The sequence below is a fragment of the Paenibacillus apii genome, assembly GCF_011043685.1.
In the GTDB taxonomy this organism is placed as follows: Bacteria; Bacillota; Bacilli; order Paenibacillales; family Paenibacillaceae; genus Paenibacillus_AQ; species Paenibacillus_AQ sabinae.
Genome location: NZ_JAAKGU010000002.1, coordinates 135,561 through 161,632, shown reverse-complemented (window position 1 = coordinate 161,632; position 26,072 = coordinate 135,561). Strand labels below are relative to the sequence as shown.

The 26,072-nt window shown below is 51.0% G+C and carries 28 protein-coding genes; 8 read left to right on the top strand and 20 right to left on the bottom strand.

The features are described 5' to 3' along the window. Window positions 1-2: 2 nt before the first annotated feature. The 5 genes from G5B47_RS06645 to G5B47_RS06625 form a co-directional block, all read right to left on the bottom strand. Window positions 3-905: an ABC transporter ATP-binding protein gene (locus G5B47_RS06645; protein WP_165095909.1), complete on the bottom strand. Its 903-nt coding sequence runs from the start codon at window positions 903-905 to the stop codon at window positions 3-5. A gap of 52 nt (window positions 906-957) precedes the next feature. Next, the gene (locus G5B47_RS06640; RefSeq protein ID WP_165095907.1) at window positions 958-1,743 is read right to left on the bottom strand and encodes a hypothetical protein; all 786 of its coding nucleotides are present in this window, start codon (window positions 1,741-1,743) and stop codon (window positions 958-960) included. Next, the gene (locus tag G5B47_RS06635) at window positions 1,679-2,278 is read right to left on the bottom strand and encodes an RNA polymerase sigma factor (RefSeq protein ID WP_165095905.1); all 600 of its coding nucleotides are present in this window, start codon (window positions 2,276-2,278) and stop codon (window positions 1,679-1,681) included. The genes G5B47_RS06640 and G5B47_RS06635 overlap by 65 nt, the downstream gene beginning before the upstream one ends. Window positions 2,279-2,731: 453 nt before the next feature. Continuing rightward, window positions 2,732-3,598 (bottom strand): SDR family oxidoreductase, encoded by an 867-nt coding sequence (locus tag G5B47_RS06630; protein ID WP_165095903.1) that lies wholly within the window; start codon window positions 3,596-3,598, stop codon window positions 2,732-2,734. A 116-nt stretch (window positions 3,599-3,714) separates the two neighbouring features. Then, window positions 3,715-4,299, bottom strand: coding sequence for an NAD(P)H-dependent oxidoreductase (locus G5B47_RS06625; RefSeq protein ID WP_165095901.1), 585 nt, complete (start codon window positions 4,297-4,299; stop codon window positions 3,715-3,717). Window positions 4,300-4,444: 145 nt separating this feature from the next. Between G5B47_RS06625 and G5B47_RS06620 the strand changes: the two genes are divergently transcribed. Then, on the top strand, window positions 4,445-4,876 hold the full coding sequence (locus G5B47_RS06620; RefSeq protein ID WP_165095899.1) for a MarR family winged helix-turn-helix transcriptional regulator: 432 nt from the start codon (window positions 4,445-4,447) through the stop codon (window positions 4,874-4,876). A 182-nt stretch (window positions 4,877-5,058) separates the two neighbouring features. Then, window positions 5,059-6,129, top strand: a complete 1,071-nt coding sequence (locus G5B47_RS06615; RefSeq protein ID WP_165096632.1) for an SDR family oxidoreductase — start codon at window positions 5,059-5,061, stop codon at window positions 6,127-6,129. 34 nt (window positions 6,130-6,163) lie between these two features. Here the strand turns inward: G5B47_RS06615 and G5B47_RS06610 are convergent, their stop codons facing one another. Together G5B47_RS06610 and G5B47_RS06605 are read right to left on the bottom strand one after the other, a co-directional pair. Further along, window positions 6,164-6,544 (bottom strand): winged helix-turn-helix transcriptional regulator, encoded by a 381-nt coding sequence (locus tag G5B47_RS06610; protein WP_165095897.1) that lies wholly within the window; start codon window positions 6,542-6,544, stop codon window positions 6,164-6,166. A 20-nt stretch (window positions 6,545-6,564) separates the two neighbouring features. Then, on the bottom strand, window positions 6,565-7,269 hold the full coding sequence (locus tag G5B47_RS06605) for a FadR/GntR family transcriptional regulator (protein WP_165095895.1): 705 nt from the start codon (window positions 7,267-7,269) through the stop codon (window positions 6,565-6,567). A 287-nt stretch (window positions 7,270-7,556) separates the two neighbouring features. On the opposite strand from G5B47_RS06605, the gene G5B47_RS06600 reads away from it, so the two are divergent. Further along, window positions 7,557-7,733: a beta/alpha barrel domain-containing protein gene (locus tag G5B47_RS06600; protein ID WP_165095892.1), complete on the top strand. Its 177-nt coding sequence runs from the start codon at window positions 7,557-7,559 to the stop codon at window positions 7,731-7,733. A gap of 133 nt (window positions 7,734-7,866) precedes the next feature. Then, complete coding sequence (gene nudC / locus G5B47_RS06595) at window positions 7,867-8,709, top strand: NAD(+) diphosphatase (RefSeq protein ID WP_165095889.1); 843 nt, start codon at window positions 7,867-7,869, stop codon at window positions 8,707-8,709. 42 nt (window positions 8,710-8,751) lie between these two features. Here nudC and G5B47_RS06590 read toward each other — a convergent pair whose 3' ends face one another. Beyond that, a complete protein-coding gene (locus G5B47_RS06590) occupies window positions 8,752-9,765 on the bottom strand; it encodes a DUF1835 domain-containing protein (RefSeq protein WP_165095886.1) in 1,014 nt (337 codons plus the stop codon). A 100-nt stretch (window positions 9,766-9,865) separates the two neighbouring features. On the opposite strand from G5B47_RS06590, the gene G5B47_RS06585 reads away from it, so the two are divergent. After that, complete coding sequence (locus tag G5B47_RS06585) at window positions 9,866-10,387, top strand: TetR/AcrR family transcriptional regulator (RefSeq protein WP_165095884.1); 522 nt, start codon at window positions 9,866-9,868, stop codon at window positions 10,385-10,387. A 151-nt stretch (window positions 10,388-10,538) separates the two neighbouring features. Next, complete coding sequence (locus G5B47_RS06580) at window positions 10,539-11,516, top strand: NAD-dependent epimerase/dehydratase family protein (RefSeq protein ID WP_165095882.1); 978 nt, start codon at window positions 10,539-10,541, stop codon at window positions 11,514-11,516. A gap of 87 nt (window positions 11,517-11,603) precedes the next feature. Here G5B47_RS06580 and G5B47_RS06575 read toward each other — a convergent pair whose 3' ends face one another. From G5B47_RS06575 to G5B47_RS26000, 8 genes are all read right to left on the bottom strand, one after another. Then, window positions 11,604-12,113 (bottom strand): SRPBCC domain-containing protein, encoded by a 510-nt coding sequence (locus G5B47_RS06575; protein WP_025337039.1) that lies wholly within the window; start codon window positions 12,111-12,113, stop codon window positions 11,604-11,606. A gap of 18 nt (window positions 12,114-12,131) precedes the next feature. Beyond that, entirely contained in the window at window positions 12,132-12,488 is a 357-nt protein-coding gene (locus G5B47_RS06570) for an ArsR/SmtB family transcription factor (RefSeq protein ID WP_165095880.1), read from the bottom strand. 148 nt (window positions 12,489-12,636) lie between these two features. Continuing rightward, a complete protein-coding gene (locus G5B47_RS06565) occupies window positions 12,637-13,434 on the bottom strand; it encodes a response regulator transcription factor (RefSeq protein ID WP_165095878.1) in 798 nt (265 codons plus the stop codon). Continuing rightward, window positions 13,427-15,121, bottom strand: coding sequence for a sensor histidine kinase (locus G5B47_RS06560; protein WP_165095877.1), 1,695 nt, complete (start codon window positions 15,119-15,121; stop codon window positions 13,427-13,429). The genes G5B47_RS06565 and G5B47_RS06560 overlap by 8 nt, the downstream gene beginning before the upstream one ends. Window positions 15,122-15,235: 114 nt before the next feature. Beyond that, window positions 15,236-16,891: an ABC transporter permease gene (locus G5B47_RS06555; protein ID WP_165095875.1), complete on the bottom strand. Its 1,656-nt coding sequence runs from the start codon at window positions 16,889-16,891 to the stop codon at window positions 15,236-15,238. Next, window positions 16,888-17,994 (bottom strand): ABC transporter ATP-binding protein, encoded by a 1,107-nt coding sequence (locus G5B47_RS06550; protein WP_165095872.1) that lies wholly within the window; start codon window positions 17,992-17,994, stop codon window positions 16,888-16,890. The genes G5B47_RS06555 and G5B47_RS06550 overlap by 4 nt, the downstream gene beginning before the upstream one ends. A 22-nt stretch (window positions 17,995-18,016) precedes the next feature. After that, entirely contained in the window at window positions 18,017-19,051 is a 1,035-nt protein-coding gene (locus tag G5B47_RS06545) for an ABC transporter substrate-binding protein (protein ID WP_407945213.1), read from the bottom strand. A 254-nt stretch (window positions 19,052-19,305) separates the two neighbouring features. Further along, window positions 19,306-20,130 (bottom strand): helix-turn-helix domain-containing protein, encoded by an 825-nt coding sequence (locus G5B47_RS26000; protein ID WP_165095869.1) that lies wholly within the window; start codon window positions 20,128-20,130, stop codon window positions 19,306-19,308. Window positions 20,131-20,248: 118 nt separating this feature from the next. On the opposite strand from G5B47_RS26000, the gene G5B47_RS06535 reads away from it, so the two are divergent. Further along, window positions 20,249-21,463, top strand: coding sequence for an MFS transporter (locus tag G5B47_RS06535; protein WP_165095867.1), 1,215 nt, complete (start codon window positions 20,249-20,251; stop codon window positions 21,461-21,463). Beyond that, window positions 21,417-22,418, top strand: a complete 1,002-nt coding sequence (locus G5B47_RS06530) for an NAD(P)H-quinone oxidoreductase (protein WP_165095865.1) — start codon at window positions 21,417-21,419, stop codon at window positions 22,416-22,418. The genes G5B47_RS06535 and G5B47_RS06530 overlap by 47 nt, the downstream gene beginning before the upstream one ends. Here the strand turns inward: G5B47_RS06530 and G5B47_RS06525 are convergent. The 4 genes from G5B47_RS06525 to G5B47_RS06510 form a co-directional block, all read right to left on the bottom strand. Further along, a complete protein-coding gene (locus tag G5B47_RS06525) occupies window positions 22,381-22,938 on the bottom strand; it encodes a dihydrofolate reductase family protein (protein ID WP_165095863.1) in 558 nt (185 codons plus the stop codon). The genes G5B47_RS06530 and G5B47_RS06525 overlap by 38 nt on opposite strands. 9 nt (window positions 22,939-22,947) lie before the next feature. Continuing rightward, window positions 22,948-23,589, bottom strand: coding sequence for a GntR family transcriptional regulator (locus tag G5B47_RS06520; protein ID WP_165095861.1), 642 nt, complete (start codon window positions 23,587-23,589; stop codon window positions 22,948-22,950). A gap of 84 nt (window positions 23,590-23,673) precedes the next feature. Then, window positions 23,674-24,579 (bottom strand): DMT family transporter, encoded by a 906-nt coding sequence (locus G5B47_RS06515; RefSeq protein ID WP_165095858.1) that lies wholly within the window; start codon window positions 24,577-24,579, stop codon window positions 23,674-23,676. A 17-nt stretch (window positions 24,580-24,596) separates the two neighbouring features. Further along, the gene (locus G5B47_RS06510) at window positions 24,597-25,775 is read right to left on the bottom strand and encodes a trans-sulfuration enzyme family protein (RefSeq protein ID WP_165095855.1); all 1,179 of its coding nucleotides are present in this window, start codon (window positions 25,773-25,775) and stop codon (window positions 24,597-24,599) included. Window positions 25,776-26,072 lie beyond the last annotated feature (297 nt).

The window sequence follows — 26,072 nt, the reverse complement described above, 5'->3', positions numbered from 1 at the left end:
GGCTATGCCCCCTCTTTCTCTTCATCACTCACTGCGGCCTGTTCATCCTGGAAGTGATGCAGATAGAAATCCTCCAGCGTCGGCTGAACCGATGCTGCTTGATCCGCAGGTTTCACCTTGGACACTATTCGCAGCTCCACCTGATCCCCTTCATGCCGCAGATTACTCACACAGTAGCGGGCGTTCCATTCCTCCGCTTCCCGGGCTGGAACATGGCATGACCATACGCAGCCTTCCATCGTCGCCGTCAGTTGTTCCACCGTACCTGTCATCAATAGTCCGCCTTGCTTCACCACTAGAATCTGGTCGGCTATGTATTCCACATCCGATACAATATGCGTCGAAAGGATGACAATCTTGTCCCGGGCAAGATCAGCGATGAGGTTGCGGAAGCGTACCCGTTCCTTGGGATCAAGTCCCGCCGTCGGCTCGTCCAGCACCAGCACGCGGGGATCGTTCAGCATCGCTTGGGCAATACCCAGCCGCTGCTTCATTCCTCCGGAAAAGGTGCGGATTTTCTTGCGTGCTGCCTCCAACAGGGCCACCGTCCGCAAAAGCTCCCTAGCTTTGCCCTTTGCCGCGGGCAGAGTCAACCCCTTCAGTGATCCCACATACCAGAGGAACTCCTCTGCGCTGAAATCGGGGTAATAACCGAAGTCCTGGGGCAAGTAGCCCAGCAGATCCCGATAACGCTCCCCCATACGGCTAATCTCCTGGCCGTTCATCTGAATCGTTCCCGATGTCGGGCTCAGAATACCGCAGATCATCCGCATCAGCGTTGTTTTCCCCGCCCCGTTGGCTCCAAGCAGACCGTATACACCGCTGGTCAACCGGACCGAAACGCCGTTCACCGCTTTTTTCGCGGAAAAATGCTTGCTTACCTCGTTCAAGGTCAGTTCGAGCATCTTATGCCTCCTCCTTGTATGCCCCGTTTCTCCTGCATGCTTTTCCAGAATGTCACACCAGCATTTTTGATGCGGTTTCCAGACTCCGGCAAGTCTTGCGCACCCCGCGTACCTCGAAAGCAATTCCTGCGGCTGTGAGCATCATCAAGGCCTGCCACACCCCGATTGCCGATGATTCAAACAGCCAGTGGGAGGGATTAAACGCCAAAACCGTCTGCATCAGCGCCACCAGAGCGCCATAGATCAGGCAGTAGTATCCACAGTTTGGGGTACGAACCCGATTCAGCAGCCACAAGCAGCCAAAACAAGTCAGATTGAATGGCGCCAGCAAATAGAGCAGTATGACCGCGATTTCCATCTGCATCCAAGCACTCATTAAGACGGCCAGCAGTGCCAGACCTATCAGATCCGCCATTCCGAGCAGACTCATGCGAACTAGCGTCAGCTTCTCCAGAAGATGGCGCGTACTAAGTTCAATCTCCAGCATATGGCAGCTTAACGAACGGGTCAGCGTCTGTATCCCCGCTATCACTAAGAGCGGTGCGGCGATAGAGGTCAGCATGACAAGCTGAACATTTCTAACTTGTTCTTGAAGGGAGTTGTGCAGCAATAGCCCCATCCCGAGAACAATCAGCAATTGAACAGCCCACACCTTCCAGCTGATGAAGCGAAGCTGGGTCATATAAAACTCTCCAAAGGAAGTTCTACGGCTCGCCTGTGCTTGACGCAGCACCTCCGCCGCCTCTTTGACCGTCTCCTGCAGCTTCTGCTGGTCAACGGGGGGCGAGGGGTAGTTCTTTAGGGCGGTGACGAGGGCATATTTCGATTCCTTCTTCACCGGACTCACTCCTTTCTAAATAGCGTCTTAATACGCCCAGCCCGCGCTTCACCCGATATTGCACCATGCACATATTCACTCCCGTTATGCGAGCAATGTCGCGGAAGGCCAAATCCAGGCAAAACCGCATGAACACCATCTCCCGCTGCTCTTCAGGGAGCAACTGGAGCAATTCATGCACCAGTTGCTCCCTTTCCACCTGCTCCTCTATGGAACTGTATTGCTGTGAAGCTACCCGGCCTATTGCCTCCCCCGCTTCCTCCCAGGATAGGGGCGGCCGCTTCCGCAGATGATCGTTGCACAGATTACGGGCGATCATGTATAAGTAACTGCGGCATTTTCCGGTATTTTTGTAATTCTCAATGTGTCTGCAAAAGCGATAGAAGGTTTCCTGAGTCAAATCCTTCGACTCTTCCCCGTTCCGGACCCTCCAATAACAATACTTCTGGATACCGGCGTAATATCGCTCAATCAGCGGCGTCAGATACTCAGGTTTCCCCTGCTGGATGCGCCGAATCCATTCACTCTCATCCACTACATCCCCTCCTCTCTATTATGTATAACTGTTTTTTTTCGAGAAAAAGTGAACTCAAACTGTGACTTTTTTGTGAAACTCCCTAATCTTTATGTTTTCGTATGAACCAGCATGCTTGTGATAGAGTTGAGCATAAACCCCTTCTTTTTTAGTTTGGTATCATATTGCTCCGTAAGCCTAACAATAAATTCATCCTCACCCGAACGTTTTGCCGCGGTAATAATCTGGTCAAGATTAACGACATTAAGCAGCTACGCCGATGACCGCTTTAAACAGCCGGTTGAACCTTGCGCAGCTCCCGCAAATCGATCTTACTTGCGATGATAGCACAAAGCCCCCTCGGCTTAACGACAAGGCAGGACGCATCCGGCGGATGGCCTTCTATCCTTGTTAAGCATGAGGGGGCTTATTTAAACGATGCTTGAACTAGACTCTTTTCATTCCGGTCTCAGCTTATACCTTCAACTGGCCGATGATGCCGCGAATGCCTTCCGCAAGCGGCGTTGCCGGACGGTTCAGCAGCTTCTCCAAATCGCCGCTCTCGATATCGATTGCTCCTTCGCGGATTCCCCGCTGGATGCCGAGAAGGATAGGCAGTACGGCTTCCGGAACGCCCGCTTCGGACATAATGCCCGCATACGTATCATCATCCACCTGCAGGACGGGAACTTCTCTGCCCAGGACATCGGCTACGGCTGCAGCCAGCTCCTCTTGCGTCTTCGGTCTGCCAGCGAGCTCATATACCGTATTCTCGTGGCCTTCCCCCGTCAATACGACCGCGGCCGCCTGCGCGTAGTCGCGGCGGACAGCCCATCCGGTCTTGCCGGAACCGGCCGAAGTCACCCAAGGCGCTCCGCCCAATGCCGCTTGAATGGAGCCCGTCTCATTCTCCAGATACCAGTTGTTCCGAAGGAAGCTGTATGGAATCCCGGACTCGCGAATGGCCTTCTCCGTGATGCGGTGCACTTCCGCCAGAAACAATCCGCTCTCATCCGCATTGCTGACGCTGGTGTAGGCGATGAAGCCAACGCCGGCCCGCTTCGCCGCGTCTACGGCGGCTGTATGCTGGCGGATTCGGGTCTCATTGTCACCGTCGGCGGATACGATCAGCAGCCGGTCCACGCCGGCAAACGCAGCGTCCAGCGTTTCGGGCGCATCAAAATCCCCGTGCCGGACTTGGGCACCGCGTGCCTTAAGGCTCGCCGCCTTCTCCGGGTTCCTTACGCTGACGACGAGGTCTCCCGCAGGCACTGATTCAAGTAAAAACTCCGCCACAATCGAACCGAAATGTCCCGTAGCTCCTGTTAACGCGATCTTCATTTGAACTCCTCCACTCTAAAAGGTATAGCCCGATGAGGGCATAGGCTTTCAATCAATCCTGTAACTATTGTAGTTACAGGTTGGAGAAGTGTCAATCCTTTTTACTGTCCTTTGGATCATTTTCCCGCAAAATACCGCTCCACCTTGTTCAGCTTCTTCGCATGGTTCCCCTTTCGGCTTTCCATGGACCCGAATTCGAAGAACTTAACCTTGCGGATGCCGACGAAATGGAACACCGCCCTCTTCATCAGCACTTTATGCGCATTGTTCAGCGTCAGTAGAGGATAATGGGCCGGACCTTTCATCGTCGAGATGCAGACGACGCTTTTTCCCTTCAGCAGCCCTTCCGGATAAATCCGGTTCGGCCGGTCCCTGTAAGCAAAGTTCGAGGCGAACAACCGGTCGAAAAAACCCAGCAGCATCGCCGGCGGCCTCCCCCAAAAAATCGGATAGATGAACACAATCTGGTCGGCCCAGCGGATTTGCGCTCTGTATTTTTCCATCTCCGGGTCCTTGTGCATATCCCTTCTTCTGCGCTCCTTGTTGTACACCAGCGCCGGGTTGAACTGCTCTTCATACAAATCCAGCACCTGGATTTCTCCGGAAGCCGCATTTTGCCTGATCCCCTGCTGAACGGCGTTCAGGAAGGCCCCATTCAGACTTTCACGGCTCGGGTGGGCATAGACGATCAAGGTGTTCATCACTCATCGCTCCTAATTAGTTATCAAATGATAATTTTCATTTTACAACTATATTAAGACATTGTATTTTAGTTGTCAAATGATAAATAGATTGCGCGCCAAAAAAATATTTGTCATAATTATTCCACATAGCGAGGTGATCACCATGCCATTGCCCGAATTCGCCTTTAAACTGAAGACATTCGGAACCGGATTCTCCAAGATAACCCATCGATTGCTTACGGAGATCAAGCCCGAAGACGTAACCCTGCTTCAGTTCGAAATCCTGCATCTTCTGTACACCGAGGACTCCCCGACCTTTGGGCGGATCGGCGCCTGCGTGGGCATGTCCCTGCCGAATACGAGCCGTGAAGTCAAGAAGCTGATGGAGAAGAAACTGGTGACCAAACGGGCCGATCTCAAGGATAAAAGAGTTCATTTTGTCGAGCTTTCCCCAGCCGGAACGGAACTCATGGACGAATGCTCGGCCAGACTGGAGAGGCTGATCGCCGAACAGTTTGCCCATTTGAATCCGGAGGAGACCGCCGAAGTGATGCAGGCTCTTGACCTTTTGTCCGAGAAGCTGCTGGGGGAATGAAAACTTATGATGGCGCAAAAAGGCCGGGATTTCTTTCAGGAAATCCCAGCCTTTTTAATTGGATTCCTCCATTCATAACTTTCAAGTTACTATATGACTTCAAGGTGCGTACTTTTCAGCCATCGCCCGGCTCCCGCACAATGAGGGTGTAACCCCATTACAGGGAAGGAGAGGATCAAATGATGGACACTATAGCAGCGGAGCCGCGCAAAACGGCGCTAGTCGTCGGAGCTAACGGGGTGATCGGGCGCAATTTGATGGATTATCTTGCCACACTTCCCGATTGGGATATCATCGGCGTATCGCGCCGCGGTGGGGAATCCTCCGGCCGCGTCCGCTATATCGCCGCGGATTTGCTGGATCCCCTGGAAAGCCGCGAGAAATTAAGCGGCCTGACGGAAGTGACCCATATTTTCTATGCTGCCTATCAGGACCGCCCGACATGGGCGGAGCTCGTCCCCCCGAACCTCGCTATGCTCGTTAACACCGTTGAGGCTGTCGAGCCGGTTGCCGATAAGCTCAGGCATATCAGTCTCATGCAGGGCTATAAAGTGTACGGGGCGCATCTCGGACCTTTCAAGACGCCGGCCCGCGAGAGCGACGCCGATCATATGCCGCCGGAATTCAATATCGACCAGCAGAAGTTTCTGGAGAATCGGCAGCAGGGAAAAAGCTGGACCTGGTCGGCGCTCCGCCCTTCCGTTGTGTGCGGTTTCGCTCTCGGCAATCCAATGAATCTGGCGATGGTGATAGCCGTCTATGCCTCCATTTCGAAAGAGTTGGGAATCCCCCTTCGCTTTCCCGGCAAACCGGGGGCTTACCACAGCTTATTGGAGATGACAGACGCCGGGCTGCTTGCAAAAGCCACGGTGTGGGCCGCGACCGACGAGCGCTGCGCCAATCAGGCTTTCAACATTACGAACGGGGACTTGTTTAGGTGGAATGAGCTTTGGCCCAAGATCGCCGCGTATTTTGAGCTTGAGGTCGCACCCCCGCTGCCGATGTCGCTGGACGTCGTCATGCAGGACAAAGAAGCGCTGTGGGACGCCATGGTACAGAAATACGGCTTAGAGAACAACAGCTATAGCAGCGTTTCCTCATGGCGGTTCGGCGACTTTGTGTTTTCTTGGGATTACGACTTTTTCGCTGACGGCTCCAAGGCGCGAAGGGCCGGCTTTCATGAGTTTGTGGATACGGAGTCCATGTTCCTGAATATTTTTGAAGACTTCCGCCGCCGCAAGGTTATTCCGTAACCTTTACACACACAAGAAACCGGTCTTTCGCATTTCAAAGACCGGTTTCTTTCTCTGTTTGGACTTCAGACAAGATAACAGCTTGATCCCCGTATTTCCGTTCAACATGGGTATCTCCCCAGCGGCACATGAGATGAAGAATTTCCTTGAGACTCCAGCCGTAGTCGGTCAGCTCATACTCGACCTTGGGCGGAACCGTGTTGTACGTTGTCCGCTTGACGACTTCATCCCGCTCCAGCTCCCTTAATTGCTGCGTCAGCACTTTCTGTGTGACAGTAGGCATCAGGCTCATGAACTCGCCGTTGCGTTTCTTGCCAAACGTCAGATGGAACAAGATTAGCGGCTTCCACTTCCCTCCGATGACTTCAAGGGTCGCTTCCACCGCGGTATTGTATGTTTTCACCGGTTCCGGCATACGTTCGAACACCTCCGCCCTTAACCTTTTATCCTGTCCGCCTCTCCCTGGGCCTCTCTGGCTTTCTTCAGCGGCTCTAGCATTTGCAAGATATGGCTCTGCATTAGCTGCCGGGCCTGCTCGCTGTTGCGCTCCTCGATGGCAATGGCAATCAGCACATGATAATTGGACGATTTCGTTCGCATATTGGGCAGCGTATTCGTCTGTCTCCGCCCCTCCTGAAGAAGAGGGAGAATAGCCTCGCTCATCCTCGACAGCACCGGTTCCCGCGCACCGGCAACGATCATCTGGTGAAACTCCAGATCGGTCTCGAGAAAAGAACCTCCCTTTTCCATCTGCACAATCATCAGATCGGCCAGCTTCCGCAGCTTTTTCACCTCGGAGTCGGTCGCCCTTTCCGCACACAGAGCCGCAAGTCTCGGTTCGATCAGCAGCCTCGCTTCCAGCAGCGAGATCAAAGAGATATCCCCAAGCGCTTTTAACTCGGCGGTCGGGTCCTTCAGCAGCAAAGGATCATTCCTCACATACATGCCCCGCCCGTGCTCGATGCTGATAATCCCCTCATTCTCCAGAATCCGCAGCGCTTCCCGGACCGTCGTAATGCTTACGGACAGCTCTTTGGAGAGCTGCTGAAGCGTCGGAATCCGTTCGCCCGCAGCCCAGGTTCCGTCAATGATCATTTGTTTAAATTTATCAATCGCATTCTGGAAAGCGGTTTTTTTCATCGGGTCAGGCCTTTCTTTTGGACAAAAATAGTCTATACCAGCTTCATTCTAACATAATTCGTTGGACCGATCATGTGTCAGCAGGAGCCCGAGCGCGAAAAAAAAGAGTTGACCGGATCAAAAATAGATCATATGATTATGACAAAAGAACCGATCTTTATCTTGGGATTTAAGCTGATTCATGAAAATTCGGGATGATACCGCGGCAATTTTCTTTGAATCCGGTGTTTGAAAGCGATTAATTTAACGATTCATCCGATTTTTCAAACAAAGCTTAAACCAAAGATATGATCTGTCCAAAAGAGTTTACCGAAGCGGGCGCGGCCGCATTCGGCATCGGCAGCGAATTGGTGAACAAGTCTGTGGTGGATTCGGGCAGCTACGATCAATTGACGAAGCGGGCCGAGGATTTCATCGAAGCCGTCCGCCGGGTTAGACACGGAAAGGCCATAGACGCAATCTAGCAATATATAACAAACAGAAACATAGACAACTGCCGATCCGGTAACGGAGACGGCAGTTGTCTGCGTTTGTCACTCTTTCTCTTTTTTGCTATTCTTAATAGAAAAAAATTCTAGCATGAAAGGTTCCTGCGCCATGCCTAAACCAAGAGAAAGCATTTATAAACGGTATATTCCGGCGGTTGCCGCGAGCCCCGATTTCAGCGGACCCGCCTACTGGTTCATATTCAGCTCCGGCCGCCTCCTCGTCGACGAGTCTTCCGGCAGGATCGATATTCCGCTCGCGCCGACGGCCGAGCAGCTCGGGATTGCTCCCGTGCGCACCTTGTACCTCGGAACGTTCGAAGAAATCCCGTGCTTCGCCTCGGAAGTCCCGGCGGATGCGGCCGATCCGGAAGGACTGGCGTTCCGCCCGCTCCGTCCTCTGTACGATATCATAGAAGAGGATCTCTTCCATCTGGCGGGCAAGGCGATCCAGATGATCGCCTGGGACGGTACGCATCAGTTCTGCGGCCGGTGCGGCACGCAGACCGTCCTGTCGCAAATCGAGCGCTCCCGGGAATGCCCGGAATGCGGTCTGGTCAGTTACCCGCGCCTCGCGCCAGCCGTCATCACGGCCATTCTGAAGGACAAGCAGATTCTGCTTGCCCACGCCCGGCATTTCCAAAACAACATGTACGGGCTGATTGCCGGCTTCGTCGAGCCCGGCGAGACGCTGGAGGACTGCGTCAAGCGCGAGATTATGGAGGAGGTCGGAATCAAGGTTAATAACATCCGTTATTTTTCCAGCCAACAGTGGCCGTTTCCCCACTCCTTGATGGTCGGTTTCGTCGCCGACTATGAGAGCGGAGAGATCAACGTGGACGGCGAGGAAATTGCCCATGCCGCCTGGTTCGATCCGGACAACCTCCCCAATATCCCGCCAAAGGTCAGCATCGCCCGCAAAATCATCGACTGGTACGTAGAGAATTATTCCTGAGGCTCACTCTTCGCTTGGATGACTGGACAGACAATAAGGAAGTCAGCGGCTTACGTCCGGCCCGGACCGGGACAGCTCGTTTCGGCCCGGGTCCCAGCGCCAGGGGATGGACCTTCCGATCAGATGCAGACCGCCGTACCACTCGTCTATGCCTTTCAATGAAAGATAGTCCGCCTCTCCGGCCAGAACTTTCCGGCCCAACGCGGTTAGCGTAATTCGGCAGTCGGCAAAAGACCGTACGGCGCTGCGATAGTCGGGGGAGGCTTCCAGACCTTGAATATTCAGCAGCGGATAAGGCTCCATTGACATCTTTTTAAGGTGCTGCCAAAATTCCAGATCGCCCATGCCGAGCATATGCAGCTTGTCCCCCGCCTCTGCAAATAATGCGTGCGGCCCATACTCCTTGTCTGTAATGGTCGCAAGCGTCGTCTGCTCAATGACGCCGAGCCCGTTCGTAACGGAAGGGATGCGGGACAGATGGGCCTCGAACGCCGGTTTCGCAAAAGGCAGCGCCGAGGTATCCTCCTGCAGAAACCGGACATGCTCCTCAGGCAGAGGTGAAGTGTAGGCCTCCCACATCCGGCTTCCAAGCGCCAATTCCCGCTCGCCGACTGGCTGCCAGGTGCCGGCTAGTGCCTTCAGCTGCTCGGCCGTCAGCTGACCCAACCCGTAAAACGGCTCAACCCCCGGGTAATCCCCGATGCACAGCAGACTTACTTTCGTGTGTCCAAGCGCCTGCGATGCAAGTGAATGCAGCAAATAACACAGCATCGTCTGGTCGAATAGATCGTACTCGAACCACAGGACGATTTCTTCATATTTTTCCAGGTTACGCAGGAGCCGCTCCTGCTCTTCAATCTTCAAATACTCCTCCTGCGGAATCCCGAGTCTCCGTTCCAGATCCCGCGCCCGTATCTCCCGGTGATCCTTCGCCGCCATATCGCGAAATACTGGCCCCACCGAATAGATCTCCCTCCAGGCCATAACCTCACCTTGCACGGCGCCCTGCCTTAGCTTGTTCGCGACCGAGTCGCCGTTGGTAATGTGCAGCTGCATCTGATTGCCTCCTTTGTTGCATAGCCATTTCTTTTCCATTATACTGATCAGGAATTGATGAATCACTAAATACTTACCCTCATTGAAAGGCGGAAATCTCATGGCCAAAGACACATCGGCATCTGTAAACCGCAAATCGGACATTATCTCGGCAGCCATTGAAGTGTTTGCGGAAACCGGCTACTACAGAGCAACTACGGCTCAGGTCGCTGAACGGGCGAGCATATCGCAGCCTTATATTTTTCGCTTTTTCCAGACGAAAGAATTGCTGCTGCTGACGGCTTTGGAAGTTTCCTGGGCGAGAATCATCGAGTCCTTCCGTCAAGTCGTAGAGTCTGCATCTCCCCAGCAGCTTGAAACCGACCTGATCACCGCATACGAAAAAATTCTGGAAGAACATCGCAACGAGGTACTGCTTCAGATGCAGGCCCAGACGATTCAGGAACCCTCGATTCGGGAAGCCATGCGGGTCGGCTTCAGGGAAGTCCGCCAGATCGTGCTTGGCGCCTTCCGTCAGGCGGGTATCGCGCATCCCGAAGAACGGACGATGCTGTTTCTGGCAAGAGGAATGCTATGCAATATTGCTGTAGCCATCGGCATGCCGGAATTAATGGAAACGTGAGAAGGCGCAAATCCTTCTCTCTGTTTTGCGGAAACTCTCTGTGCGTTTTTTTCTCCATTTAGTTATTGACTAATCACTAACCACGGTGCTATGATGAGATCAGGTTAGTGATTGATCAATTACTATATTAACGAAAAGAGGCGAAGTATCTATGCAAAAAGCAATCGTCATTGGAGCAACAGGCGGAAGCGGCGCCGCCATTACGGAAGAGCTGGTCAAGCGGGGAGTTCGCACCATCGCATTCGGGCGTTCGCGTCAGAAGCTCGAGCAGTTCGCGGCCAGCCTCGGCAACCCCGACCATTTGTCCCTTGCCATTGGAGATGCCTTCAAGCCGGATGACATCGTATCGCAAGCGGACGGGGCGGACGTCTTGTTCCATTGCGCGAACGTCCCGTACCATGAAATGGCGGATAAGCTGATCCCGCTGGGGGAATCGGTTATGGAGGCGGCCAACCGGTTGGGCATTAATGTGGTCGCCATAGACGGGATCTATCCCTATGGAAGAAGGCAGATGGAGCTTGTGACCGAAGACCACCCGAAGCAGCCTCATACGAAAAAGGGCAAGGTCAGGCTGGCCTATGAGCAAATGCTGTTCAGCCCCCGGTGGAACCGCGCTAAGGTGATGATTGTCCGCTTGCCGGATTATTACGGCCCTACAGCCAATGAAGCCTCGTATCTGGGGTCTACCCTTCAGGCGATCGCTGATGGTAAAATGGCTTTTTTCATCGGCAATATGGATGTGCCGCGTGAATATATCTACCTGCCCGATGCCGCTGCCATGATTGCGGAGTTAGCCGCCAAGGACTTGGCTTACGGCCAGAATTGGAATATCCCGGGCTCCGGCGTGATTTCCGGCAAAGAAATCGTACGAATCGCCCAAGCTACGAGCGGCAGCGCCAAACCCGTCATTCCGCTTAAAAAAGCAGGGTTATCTCTGCTGGGCCTGGCCGTTCCGGTCATGAAGGAAGTTGTCGAAATGCTCTACCTGACAGTCGAACCGCTCACCTTAAGCGGGGAGAAATACGAACGGTTAATCGGACCGGTTCGGGCTACATCGTTCGAAGAAGGGATTTCCTCTACCATTCGCACCTTGCAGAAGCGGAAGAATTCTTTTGCCGAAGCAAAGTAATTGATCAATCACTCACTAAATTTGAAAAATCTGAATCAAGCCTAAATAAGAAGACCATCCCTAAGCAGGATGGCCTTCTCTTTGCGTTTATTTGATTGACGGCAGGTACTCTTCCAGACGGTCCCACGTTTCGGTGATGCCCTGCTCCATCCCCATCTCCATGACGGTCTTGAGCGCTTCGGCGGACTCAAAGCGTCCGCGGCTGATCACCTTCGTCTTCCCCTCCTGCTCGACAAAAATCATCGTAATCTGGGAGGAGGGCATCCCATCCGTTACATTGCCTTCCGCATCCGAGAAGTAATCGGTATAGACGATGCTCTCCGGCTCTACGATTTCCTCGTACACCGCCTTGCCCCAGGATTCCATGCCGTAGAAATCGCCCTGCTTCTCGTCGACACATTTCATACAGTAATGCCATACGCCGCCCGGACGAAAATCGATGTTGCAGACCGGCAGTGTCCAGCCGCGGGGCCCCCACCAATGCTTCAAATGCTCAGCTTCCGAGAACGCCTTGAATACCAGCTCGCGCGGCGCATCGAACACACGCTCCAGAACAAGTTCCTGACCTTCTACCCGGGTAACCATTTTGTTCGTCATGAAAACTCCTCCTTAAGATTAGGTTTCCTTTGGCTCACTTTCCCCAGCTTGCGGCTTGTTCTCTTCGGCTTGAAGCTTCCGCAGATACATGTCCAGATTGTCGAATCGGTCATTCCAGATTCTGCGGTACGCATCGAGCCAGGAATCCAGCGCCCGAAACGGCTCGGCGCGGAGCCTGTAATTGCGGCGATTGGCGACGGCCTCCACTTCTACCAATCCGGCCTCCAGCAGAACCCGCAGATGCTTCGAGGCCTGGGGCTGGCGGAGCCCCAAATGATCGGCAATTTCCCCTACAGTCAGGGGACCGCCGCGCAAAAGCTCAACCATGCCCAGCCGGTTAGGTTCAGCTAATGCGCTGAAGGTTGTAATATTCATCGGATCCTGCGCGGCCTATGCTTCCTGTGCGGGTCATGTCAGGCCACCTCATTTCATGAATTAAGTATGGGCTGCTTTATGTAGATAGTATACCTCATCTCGAATATTCCTGTAAAGGAATATTTTAAAATTTTAAATTTTCGAGCGATTATTCCAGCTCTGTCTCACGAACCCCGAACTGCTCCTGGTATTGGCCGGGCGTGCAGTTCGCGTACTTCTTGAAGATGGCAATAAAATATTTATAATCCCGGAAGCCCACATCCGAGGCGATGGTATAGATTTTTCCCTCGCCGCTCTTGAGCTTGTCCATCGCCCGCTGAATCCGGTACCGGTTCAGAAAATCATTAAACGTGTAGGTGGTCTCGCTCTTGAATTTCCGGTTCAGGTAAGCTGCGCTGATTCCAAGCCGGTCGACAAGATCATTGATGCTGATTTTATCGGCATAGTGCTCCCGGACGTATTCGATCATCTTCGATACATAATGGGAGGAACCGACCGGAAGCTTCATTAATGAAGCGTAAATCTCCTCCTCGCTCTCAGAAGCCGCCTGGATCAGCGCATCGTATTTCTTCTTCAGCTCGACCTGCTGCTTGGCCCGCTCCAGTGCGCCGAGCAGCTGCTCCTGCTCAAGCGGCTTTACCAAATATTCCGTGACCCCAAGGCGGATCGCCTGCCTGGCAAGCCCGAACTCGTCGTAACCCGATAAAATAATATAGCTGCACACCGCTTCCTGCACGCTCTGCTCGATCATTGAAATCCCGTTCATGAGTGGCATGTTCACATCAACGATGACGATATCGGGCTTAAGCGCCCGGATTTGCTCCAGCCCAGCCTCTCCGTTCTCGGCTTCGCCGATGACGATGCACCCGGCCGCCAGCCAGTCAAAGGTATAGCGCAGGCCTTTACGAATCATCTCTTCATCTTCCACCAGCAGCACTTTAAACATCGGCGCCCCCCCTCATGAAAGGAATGTTGATTAGAACAGCGGTCCCCTCTCCGGGCACGCTGTCGATGCGGATACCATAGCGTTCCCCGTACATCAGAACGAGGCGGCGATGCAGGTTGTTAAGTCCGATATGCGGCGACTTGTTATCAGGGTCCAGGATAATCCCGCGAACCTCCCGCAGCCGCTCTTCGCTCATCCCTCCGCCGTCATCTTTGACCTCGATGGTTAAATCCGGACCGGCCACGTATCCGCACACGGAAAGCTGCAGCCGTTCTTTTTGCCGATAGCCGTATTTGATCGAATTCTCAATAACCACCTGCAGCATCAGCCTCGGAACGAGCGCCTCTATCGCTTCTTCATTGACGTTCATCGTATAGCTCAGCCTTTCCTTGAACCGCATTTGCTGAAGCTTTAAGTAATCCGCGACATAATTCAAATCATCCTTCAGCATCACCGTGCTTCCCTCCGTGCTGATGCTGTAGCGCAGCAGCCTCGAAAGAATAAGAACAATATCCTGAGCAAGCTTATTATCGACCACAATCGCATAACGCAGCGTTTCCAGCACATTAAAAATAAAATGAGGATGAAACTGCGACTGAAGATGCTTTACCTCGGCAACTCTCCTTAAGTCGGACAGCTCTTCATTTCGGGCAAGCAGTTCATTCAGACGGGAGAGCATCGTATTATACTGATTGGCCAGCGTCTCGAATTCATCGCCGGAGTCAATATGAACATAGGATTGCATATTCCCAGCCTGCAGCTGCCTTACGGCATAGATCAGCTTGTCGACCGCCCGGGTATGGCGCGAAGAAACCGTCCTTGCAAGAACCTGGATCAGAAACAGCAGCAGCACGCTGGCAATGGCAAAGAATACAACAAGCGACAGATAAGTATAGTTCATGAGCTGGATGGCGTTCAGCGTGTAAATTCGCCACTGCGCCTGCGGAATGGACGTTTCGCTGCCGTAATATTTTCCATTGTTGATCACAATATTTCCGTTCTTCTTCTCAAGCGTTAACTTATTCAGGAGCCCTCTCACAATGTTGTTAGTGGTGGCAATAATGGTCTGGTGCTGATCCGTCACGATGGCGATTTCATTATTTTGCACAAAAATAAGCTTCTGAAAATCCTCTTCATACAGCTGATAAGTCAGGTACCCCAGAATCCTGCCGTCTTTCCGGATCTCCCTGGCAAAAGTGTACACCGTGTAACGGTCATGAGAAAAGCGGATATGGTTGCTTTCGGCCAACAGAGGCTGCCCGGTTCTGGACATCCGGAACACAATGGCTTTCAGCGCATTTTCGGAGGACTCGGGACTGAGATTAGCGGAAGAAGCAAGGATCTCGCCATTCTTGTTCAGAATATGCATGATGCTCTTGACCTGCTGACGATTGTTGAAATTGTAGAACTCTTCGTATACACGGGGACTGCCTCGGCGGGTATCCGTATATTCAATCACTACTGGCAGCTCTGCCATCCGGTTCACTTCTTCACTATAAGACCGGTATACCTCTCCGAGCGAGGAACGGATGGTCCTGCCGGCTTCCTTCGTCTGGTGGATCAGCATAAAGCGGGCGTTGACGACGGTGAAGATCAGGAAAAGGATAAACAGAAGAAATATAGGCACAAAAGCGTGCAGCAAAAACATGCGGCGGATCGAGTCCTTGAAGTTTCGCTTTTGGGCCATCGCCTTCCTCTCCTTCATAAGCCGATTGATTTCCACTATCGTAGCCGATTGGGTCCCTCTGGGCAAGCCGCAAAAAGCCGGCTCCCGCTATGCGAAAACCGGACTTAAGCGAACCTACATGGTCACATCTTTCTTGCCTGTCAGCTTGAAGAAGAGCAATAGCGACAGGACGGTAATGACAGTAAGCAGCGTTGACAGCGCTGCGGCCACACCGTAATTGCCCCGGACAACCTCCGTATATACGGCTACGGTCATCGTCCTGGTCTTTCCTGTATACAAAATAATAGAGGTGCTCAGCTCCGTAATAATGCTGATCCAGCTTAATATTGCGCCGGCGATTACACCCGAAATCATCATCGGCACCGTAATCCGGAAGAACGTCTTCATGGTGGAAGCGCCCAGACTGATTGCGGCTTCTTCAATGCTGTCGTTCACCTGATGCAGTACGGCGGCGCTGGAACGGATCGTGTACGGCAAGCGCCGGATGACGAATGCCGCGATCAGGATGGCGGCCGTGCCGCTTAAGAGAATCGGCGGCTTGTTGAAGGTTACCAAGAGCGCAATGCCGAGGATCGAACCGGGTACAATGTACGGCATCATCGTGAAGGTATCCAGCAGATTGGCGACAGCGCCCTTTCGTTTCACCGTGGCATAGGCGATCAGAACAGCCGTAAGCGTAATAATTATGATCGTAATAATCGCCAGGAAGAACGTATTGTAGATCGAATCGCCGACTTTGGTAAAGGCTGCGCGGTAGCTGTCGAGCGAATAGCCGTCCACGAAGATTTTGCCCGATGTCTTGAGAAAGGAAGTATACGCCACATAGACTTGCGGCATCATGGCCAGGATCGTGAATAGATAGACGTAAGCGTGGGCGGCAATATTCGCCAGCCCTTTCTTTGGCTTGGGCTCGATCGGATTCAGCGCGCTCATGCTGTAGGACTTGCGGTTCGCGATATACTTTTGCAGCAGAAAGACTGCGGTTGTGAACAGCACGACGACAACGCTGATGGCAGCCGCGAATCCGTCGTCACCGCCAACTTCACTGATGAATTCATTAAATATTAGGACAGGGACCGTCCGAAAGCCCTCCCCGATCAGCATCGGAGTGCCGAAGTCGGCAAAGGCCCGCATGAACACGAGCAGGCCGCCCGCAAGCAGCGTTGGCGTGATGAGCGGCACGAGCACCTTCCACATTTTCCGGAGACCCGTGCAGTTCATGCTCTCCGCCGCTTCCATCAGCGAATGATCGACATTCTTGAGCGCACCCGAGACATACATGAAGATCAGCGGAGACAGCTGCAGGGTCAAGACGAGCAGAATTCCGGTAAACCCGTAAATATCGGGCATCTGCAGCCCAAGAACCCGCTCGGCGAATTTGGTGATGACCCCGCTTCTGCCCAGCAGCAGAATCCACGCGTACGCTCCGATAAAAGGCGCGGACATGGAAGAAATCAGGATCAGGATTTGGATTGCAGCGCTGCCTTTAATCTTGATGGTGGACATGATATACGCGAGCGGACCGGCAACGATAACCGACAATACCGTTACGCTTATCGTCACCTTGAGGCTGTTCCACAAGGCATTCATATAATAGGCTTTGCCGAAAAATTTCTGGAAATAAGCGAGCGAGAATTCGCCCGTGGTCCCGTCAAAGAAGCTTTTAATGAGAATCATGAACAAAGGCAAAGCCAGAAAGACGATATAACCCAGAAAAATAATAGCGGTAATTAACGACCAAATATCTCTTCGCTTCATTGCATTGTTCATACGCCGGTTCCTCTGGTCAGGTTAACTTCTCCCGATGCGTCATAGACGTTAATCGTCCGCGGATCGACCTTCAGCCATACGGTCTCTCCCGGCTCGATCCCTACGTTCCCGGCGGACGGCTGAATAATCTCGACCTCTTGCCCATTCTCCAGCTCCACCTTCAGGTGAGTGTTCAGACCGAGAAAAATGCTGGTCATAGCCTTTCCTCTAAGGCCGGAGCCGTCATCGGATAATACGAACTCTTCCGGCCGCACGGACAGCTTTACATTTTGAGCGGAACCATGAGACTTGTCCGCTTTCAGCCCGGGTATCCGCTCCGAGTAGCTACTCCCGATACGCAGTACAGCCTCTCCGTCTTCACCGACGGACACCACCGCGTCCATAATATTGGTGCGCCCAATAAAAGTCGCCACGAACAGGTTGGCCGGACGCTGATAGATTTCGCGGGGCGTTCCGACATGCTGAATAACGCCGGATTTCATGACCGCAATCCGGTCCGAGACCGCCATCGCCTCCTCCTGATCATGCGTCACATATACGGTTGTAATGCCAACCTCCCGCTGAATCTCCTTGATCGCATTCCGCATATCGACCCGCAGCTGGGCATCCAGGTTGGACAGCGGCTCGTCCATCAGCAGAACATCCGGGCGAATCACAATGGCTCTGGCCAACGCGACACGCTGCTGCTGTCCTCCGGACAAATTCTTCGGCATCCGGTCCTGATAAGGCTCAATTTGCACAACCTTCAGCATCTCCTGGACTCTCCGGATTCTTTCGGCCTTGTCGATCTTTCGGTTCGTGAGTCCAAACTCTACATTTTGCGAAACATTCAGATGGGGGAAGATCGCATAATTCTGAAATACCATCCCGATGTTCCGCTTGCCCGGAGCAACCTGGTTGATTACCCGGTCATTAAACGCGAGGCTCCCCCCTTCAATGCTGTTGAACCCCGCGATCATCCGCAGCAAGGTTGTCTTCCCGCACCCCGAAGGGCCCAACAGGGTGAAGAACTCACCCTGTTGGATCTCTAGAGACAGCTCCGGAATCACCGTCGTATTCCCGTATTTCTTGACTATATCACGAAATGAAATCGTAACGCTCATATAAACACCCGCTTTGCTGTTATTACTTGGACAGGCTGGTGAACAGCTCCGTATATTTCTCAATAATTTCTTTCTTATGATCACTCACATAAGTAATGTCTTCTTCGATCACTTTAATCTGATCCATCGGCGTCATATAGCTTCCAAGCTGTGCATCGGCTCTGAGCGGCCGATTCGTTGTTTCCGTACCGAGGGCGTCCTGCGCTTCCTTGGAAATCAGGAAGTCGATGAATTTCTTCGCGTTCTCTTCATGCTTCGCGCCTTTGACAATTCCCGCTACCCCGTCCAGGAACACCGTTCCTTCCGAAGGATACACAACGCGAACCGGAGCGCCGTCTCTGACATAGCTTGCGGACGGATCTTCATACGTCAGCGCCACGATATACTCGCCGTCAGCTACGCTCTTATGCGCTTTGCTCGAGCTGCCCGCGATTTTGCCGTCCAAGTTCTTGATCAGTTCACCGACATAATTCCATCCGGCGTCGGAGGTATAGTCATTGCCTTTCGCCTTCAGCATATTGGTCAGCTGGTGGAAGGCCGAACTGGAGTTGGCCGCGTCCGCCATCGCGATTTTGCCTTTCAATGCCGGGTTGAGCAGGTCTTCGTAGCTGTTAATTTGAATATCTCCGGCCAGGTTGGTATTCACGAGCATTACACTGCCATCGGAGACATAAGACGTCATGATTCCTGTCGTGTTCCGGTGACCTTCGAGCAAGTACTGGTCATTGGGTGACACGTACTTCTCGAACAGGTCGGCATTCGCATTGAACAGATCAAATGCGCCGCCGAACATGACATCGGCATACGGGTTGTCTTTCTCCGACTGGATTCGCTTAATCAGCTCACCGCTGCCCGCGGACACCAGCTCCACCGTAATGCCCGTCTGCTTCTCGAACAGCGGAACCAGCGCATTAATCATGCTTTCGCTGTTAGGCGTATAGACTACAAGCTTATTTGAACCGCTTGCTTCGTTTCCTTCCGAACCGGAATTTCCGCAAGCCGCCAATACTCCGGCCAATAACGTCAGAATTACTGACAACCTCAACCACTTCATCATTTTTCTTGCCCCCTCAATTGGAATATATGTTCATTCTATCAGCCCGAAATTTGTTTAAAATCCTAAAATTCGATAATATCATCCAAAATACGCAACTAACTTGTCGCATTATGTAGTATTAACTGCCATGGATTCGATCATGAAATCCATGAATTACAATTATTTCCCTTGAGTGCATGATGCAGCCAGACGAGACAAAAGCAGGGCATCCAGGTTAAGGATGCCCTGCTTTTGTCGTAATCTCCGCTCTGTATTTAGCTCCCCTCTAACAGCCTGTCCAGTTTCCTCTTGGAATCCGAATCACTTGCCAGATGAACGGTAATCGTTGCGTCCCGATATTCATCCGTCTGGAAGGAAAGATAGTCGAGCCGGATATCGCCAACGACAGGATGGTGAAGCAGCTTCTTTCCTTCAGGCGTACCGATAATAAATTGTTCGTTCCACCATAAATCAAAGATATTGCTTTTCCCGCACAGTTCATCAATCAATGCCAACCGTTCAGGATTAGCAGGGAATTGGCTGTGAGCCATTCTTAATTGACCGACACGCAGCTTGGAGTGACCCTCCCAGTTATCCAATAAGTCCTTCATGAAAGGGTCCATGAATGCCCGCCATATGGAATTACGCTGTAATGGGGTCATTGAGGAATAATCTCCAAATACGAGAGCCGCGGCTTTATTCCATCCTACAATATTCCACTCTTTATCTGTAATATAGGCCGGATAGGGGTTCTGGGAATCCAGGAATTTTTGCAAACCCGGGCTTACTGTAATAGGATCCGGCATCTCCTCCGGTAACCGTTGTTCCGCCAAATTAAATAGATAGTCCCGTTCTTTTCGGTTTAATTGCAGGGCATTGCTTAGAGCCAGCAATACTTCCACTGAAGGCTGTACCGCTCTCCCCTGCTCCAAACGAATATACCAATCTACGCTTAGATTAGCTAATTCGGCAACTTCCTCTCTGCGTAGTCCGGTTACTTTACGTTTTTTCCCTAATGGAAGACCCGCCTGTTCCGGTGTTAGCGATGCCCGCTTTTTCTTCAAAAATTGTCCTAATTCAACATGTTTTTCGTCGGCCACGGTCTCGCCAAGCCCCCTTTCGTAGGTTTCACAATCCTAGGATAACACGTGTCTTCTTGCAGCATAGGTTTCATTGTACACTGTACCCCATAGAAAGCGGAAAGGATGATGATTCTTTATGGAACTTGCTGCGGATCGAAAGATGTTTTCCTTACCTTTACAATGGCTGCTGGCGGCTGTTTGTGCAATAGCCGTAGCCAATTTATATTACGACCAGGTCCTTCTCTCTGACATTATCAAAGATTTCAACATTGTGCCCAATCAATCCGGCCTCCTCTTAACCGTCATTCAGGCGGGTTATACCCTGGGACTAGTGTTTATCGTTCCGCTGGGCGACCGGTTTAACAGGCGGAAGCTGATCCTTATAAGCTTGCTGCTGTCTGCATTTTGGCTGGTCATGATGACGCTTGTTTCTTCATTTATGCTGCTGCTAGTCTTTGGTCTTTGTCTCGGCTTTAGCACCGTTTCCGCTCAGCTGATTATCCCGTTTGTTTCTTCAAATATTCAATCCGGGAAAAAAGGGCCTATTATCAGCCGGCTGTTAACCGGTATCTTTTTGGGGGTATTATTGGGCCGTGTCTTTGGCGGGTGGATTGGCCAGTTGTTCAACTGGCAGACGGTTCACTGGGTCGCTGCTTTTATTTTACTTGTAATCGCGGGTTACCTTTTTATAAAATTACCTGACGATCAGACACCGAAACAGCCCTCGTACAAACAAATTTTGCGGTCAATGATTCCTCTTCTGAGAGAAGAGCCTGTGTTAAGGGAGACTATTATTTTGGGAGGAGCCGCGTTTGCCGCTTTTAATATTTTTTGGGTATCCCTCACCTTCATGTTAAATGGCGCACCATATCATTTTGACAGCGGGGCCATAGGCATGTTCGGGATTATCGGGATTGCCGGAGCTATAGCAGCAGGCTTTTCCGGGCGATTATCGGACAGCAAACATGTTCAAATGTGGAATATTGCGGCTTTGCTCATGATGATCCTTTCCTTTGTCGTTTTGGGTCTAAGCTGGAATCATTTGATTTTGCTGATTGCTGTTACTTTCCTGCTTGATGTCGGCTCCCGAATGAATATGACTTTAAATCAAGGACGTATTTATCAGCTTGCGCCGGAAAAACACAGCCGGTTAAACTCCCTGTATATGGTTGGGTATTATTTTGGCGGTTCGGCGGGTTCAGGTATAGGAAGTTTATCCTTTCACTTCGGCCTAGTTCCAGGGGTGGCAATAAGCGGATGTTTGGTTTTAGGTTTGGCTATTTTATATATTGGGAGGGTTAAAAATGAAGGGTATAATCGTAAAAAAACCGGGTGGTCCAAACCAGCTTGATTGGGCACAGGTGCCGATGCCTGAACCTAAAGCGGGAGAGCTGCTGATTCGTGTTCATGCTGCGGCAGTCAATCGCACAGATCTATTAACGCGCGAAGGGAAATTGGGATATTTGACCAATCCCGTTCCGGGTATTGAAATTGCCGGTACAGTGGCTGGAGTCAACGGTGAAAGCTCTTTTTCCAAAGGGGATAGGGTGATGGGACTTGTCAATGGCGGGGGTTATGCGGAGTATGCAGTCATGCCTGCCGACCGGGCTATGAAAATCCCTGACCCTCTTTCGTTTGAACAAGCGGCTGCTATTCCCGAAGTATTCCTGACCGCTTATCAAACCTTATTCTGGATCGGCAAGCTTCAAAAGCATGAAACCGTCTTAATCCATGCAGGTGCAAGCGGGGTCGGAACAGCAGCTATTCAATTGGCAAAACAGCTTTGCAACGCGAAGGTTATCGTAACGGCCGGCTCAACAAGAAAACTGGATATATGCAAAGAACTTGGGGCCGATGTCCTTATTAATTATAAAGAGCAGTCTTTCGATGAAGAGATATTGAAAGTCACGAACGGTAAAGGCGTGGATTTGATTTTAGACTTCGTAGGTGCGGAATACTGGAAGAAAAATCTTGCGAGCATCAAGACCGGAGGCCGATGGGTCCTTATTGGAATACTGGGCGGCAGTGAAGTGAAACAAGTAGACTTGATTTCCTTGATGTCCAAGTGCATCCAGTTAACAGGTACTTTGCTTACTCCGAGAAGTGATGAATACAAAGCTCAATTAACCCATGATTTTGTCACAAACGTTGCCGCTTATTTCGAACGGGGAGAAGTAAGACCGATTATGGACACTGCGTTTCCCATTGAAATGGCAGCAAAAGCTCATGAATACATGGAGGAAAACCGGAATATCGGAAAAATTATACTTAAAATCTATAGTGAAGCAGAACGATCCCTGAACTGAAGCTCCTCGCTTCGAGCAGCTCCAGCTTCATTTTACCGGCATCTATAAACAGGGGTTTTCCGTTTCCGATAACAACCGGCGTCAGCACAAGCAAATATTCGTCGATCAATCCTGCTTTCGCAAGCTGCTGCACAATCGTGCCGCTGCCAAATATGGTAATATCGGCGCCTTCGCCTTCCTTTAACCTTCTTACTTCTTCTTGAAGGTTGCCGCTGAGCAGCCTCGAATTCATCCAGCTCACTTCCTGCAAGGTTGAGGAAAACACGACTTTGGTCATCTGGTTCAGCTCATTAGCCATCCGCCGTGCGCCTTCGGGAGCTTTCGGATTGGCTGCAACATGCGGCCAATAGCCCTCGAACATCTGGTAGGTTGCCCGGCCGAACAGCACCGTGTCTGGACTCATCCGCTCATGCGCGGCCTGGTTAACCTCCGGGTCGTGGATGAACCAGTCGATCTCTCCTCCCGGACCCGCATAATAACCATCGACAGAGATGTTGTTGAACAACACTATTTTTCTCATGACGGCCCCCTATATCATGTCCTTATGTTCAATCTCCCAATGCTTCTTAATGAGCTGCTCCAGCTTCTGCTTGTCTTTATTCTTAAAACACTTGATGATTTCTTTGTGATCTTCATTGAGCTGTGCCGATACGGCGAACAAACGGTCCGTGTCATCGCTTAAATAAACCTGTCTCACGAAGCTGTTTTGCAGCATTTCCAAAGTGTCGATCAATGTAGCATTATTGCATTTGTTAATGTAGACGTTATGGAATTTCTTCTGGTACTTTTGATAGTCGGGATAATTTTTCTCCGCAATGGACAGGTCAATAATCTTCGCGAAGTCTTCCATTTGCTCGATATCCTCTTCCGTCATTTGCTCTAAAGCGAGCGTAGCCGCCAAAGCATCCAGCACACCGACGATCTGGAATACATCCAGTTTCTTCTTGGTGTCCAGATCCTTCACGATAAATCCCCTGCGGGGCAAATATTCAAGCAGATTATCCGAAGCAAGCTGGATCAAAGCTTCTCTGACAGGGGTACGGCTGACTTCCAGTTTCTTGCTTAGCGCGACTTCATTAATTTTATGGTTCGGAAGCAGGGTCCCGTTTTGAATTTCGGTTGCGATATGGTCATAGACATGATCTTTCAAGGATTGATATCTCTTGGTCATAGCCAGCCCCCTAACATACGGTTATATGCTCATTATACAATATATAATATATGGGATGCCATAACTGTATCCGGTTCTGTTCCGTCAGCCCAATGCCTCCGCTTGCACTTTGAGTTCTCTGCTTTCTCTTCTTTTATTGGATAAATAGACGCCAAGAAAAACGAGCAGCCCTCCAACCACCTGGATGAACGGAATGGATTGTCCCAGAAATGCGCTGATGATCGCCGTAAACACGGTAATTAAATTGAGATAGATGCCGGCACGGCTTGCTCCGATCTTGCTAATGGAAATATTCCAGAACACAAAGGATCCCACAGACGGCAAAATACCGATGTAGAGTATCCCGATGATGGCAGGTTTACCGTGCGGAAGGTGAATCCCATAGTACAGCATGAACGGAATCAACAGGAGGATGCCAAGCAATACGGACGCCGCTGTTGCCGCAATAGGCGGAATCCCTTTCATTTTTCGTCCCAAAATGGAATATATGGTCCAATTCAGGATGACAAACAGCATGATCAGGTCCCCTTGATTATAGTCGATGCTAAAAATTTGCTGCAGGTTTCCTTTGGTTAAAATGAGCAGCACGCCAAGCAGGGAGATAAACAGTCCCGCCACGTTGACCAGATTCAGCTTTTCCTTCAAAAAAATGACCGAGAACAGCACAATCAATGCAGGGTTTAAAGAATTAATCATCGCGGCTTCCAAAGAAGAGGTGTACTTCAGAGCCGTATACAGGAAAAAGTTATACCCTATAATTCCAAACGCGGCCATGAGCAAAAGATACCTCCACTGCTTCCACACCTTTCTCCAATCCGGACGCTCAATGAGCTGGGCAATCGGGAACAGCAGTACGACGGCGATGATCCACCGGGTAAATGTAATTTGCAGCGGGTCCATTTCGGCAACCACATACTTTCCGAATACGTAGTGCCCTCCCCAAAATAAATTCGCGGTAACGAGAAATAAAGTTACCCAATATTTTTTCATTTGGAATGCTCCCCTCTTTAGATCAGGTTTAAGACGCTGTCAAATTCGGCGATCAAATCATCAATATGCTCAAGTCCTGTCGAAATTCGAATGAAGCTTTTGGCAATACCCGCTTCTTCCAGTTCTTTGTCATTTAAGTTGCGGTGGGAGGTTATAGCCGGTGAGCAGACGGAGGTTTTGACACCTGCCAGACTCGGGACAAATTTAATTCCGTCCAGGTTGTCAATAAAGGTGCGGTAGCTGTCCTCTGCTCCCTTTAAATCAATGGTTAACATGCCGCCAAACAACTGATTGTTAAATAGCGAGCTCGCCCGGTCGTAGCAAGGAGAAGAATCCAGCCCCGGATAGAAAACCTTGTTAATTTTGGGATGGCAATTAAAGTAGGCGGCCAGTTTGAGCGCATTGCGGGAATGCTCTTTCATGCGCAGCTCCAATGTTTTTAAGCTCCGAATCAGAATCCAGGCATCGAACGGACTCATGCAGCCTCCGTAAAGCGTACCCACTTTGTCTATGGCCCGAATGGTCTCTTGGTCAGATACGACGATGCCCCCTGTCACATCTCCATGACCGCACAAATATTTGGTTGCGCTGTAGATCACAATGTCCGCTCCATGGGCCAGAGGCTGACAGACAACAGGCGTAGCGAACGTATTGTCCACCACCATTTTGGCTCCGTGACCATGAGCGGCTTCCGCCAGCTTACGAAGATCATTCACGGTCATTAACGGATTGGAGATCGTCTCCGTGTAAACGAGCCGGGTCTTTGGAGTAAAATAACGGTCAATATTCTCGTCTCCAAAATCGGCAAAGGTCACATCAATGTGAAATTTGCTCAATTGATATTTGAGGAACTCATAGGTCTCTCCATATAAAGCATGAGAAGCCAAGACATGGTCGCCTGCTTCAAGATGCGTAATTAGAGTTGAAGTAATGGCGGCCATTCCCGAAGAGAACACGAGCGCGTCTTCTCCGCCGTCGATGGTGCGCATGACTTCTTTTAGCGCTTCATGAACGGGATTGGTCATCCTCGAATAAATAAAACCCTCCGCTTCGCCTTCATATACCTGATTCAGACTATCTACGTCCTCAAAGGCAAATACCGAACTTAAAGTAAGCGGAATCGTCTCCGGAACGGATAAGGAGCTGGGGTTGTGATTTCCCAATCGGGTTAGCAGAGTATTCATGTTTCGGTTCATTACAAGTCGCCTCCAGGCATCTATAAGTAGTATTGTATATTGTATATTGTATTTTTTTTAATCCTACCATCATGACAAACGATTTGTAAACCTCTTTTCAAAAAGGTACTGAATATACATGTTACGAAAGGTAACGTGCAACTCGCACAATCTAATAAAACACTAGGTTTTACAGCATTTTTCTTCGGAATAATCATGCTCCAACAGATTTTCCAGCACGATATAGAGGTTTTTTTGTTAGATATTCTGACAAACTTATTGTGCAATCAAAAGAAAAGTGCTATATTTTTTAAAAAT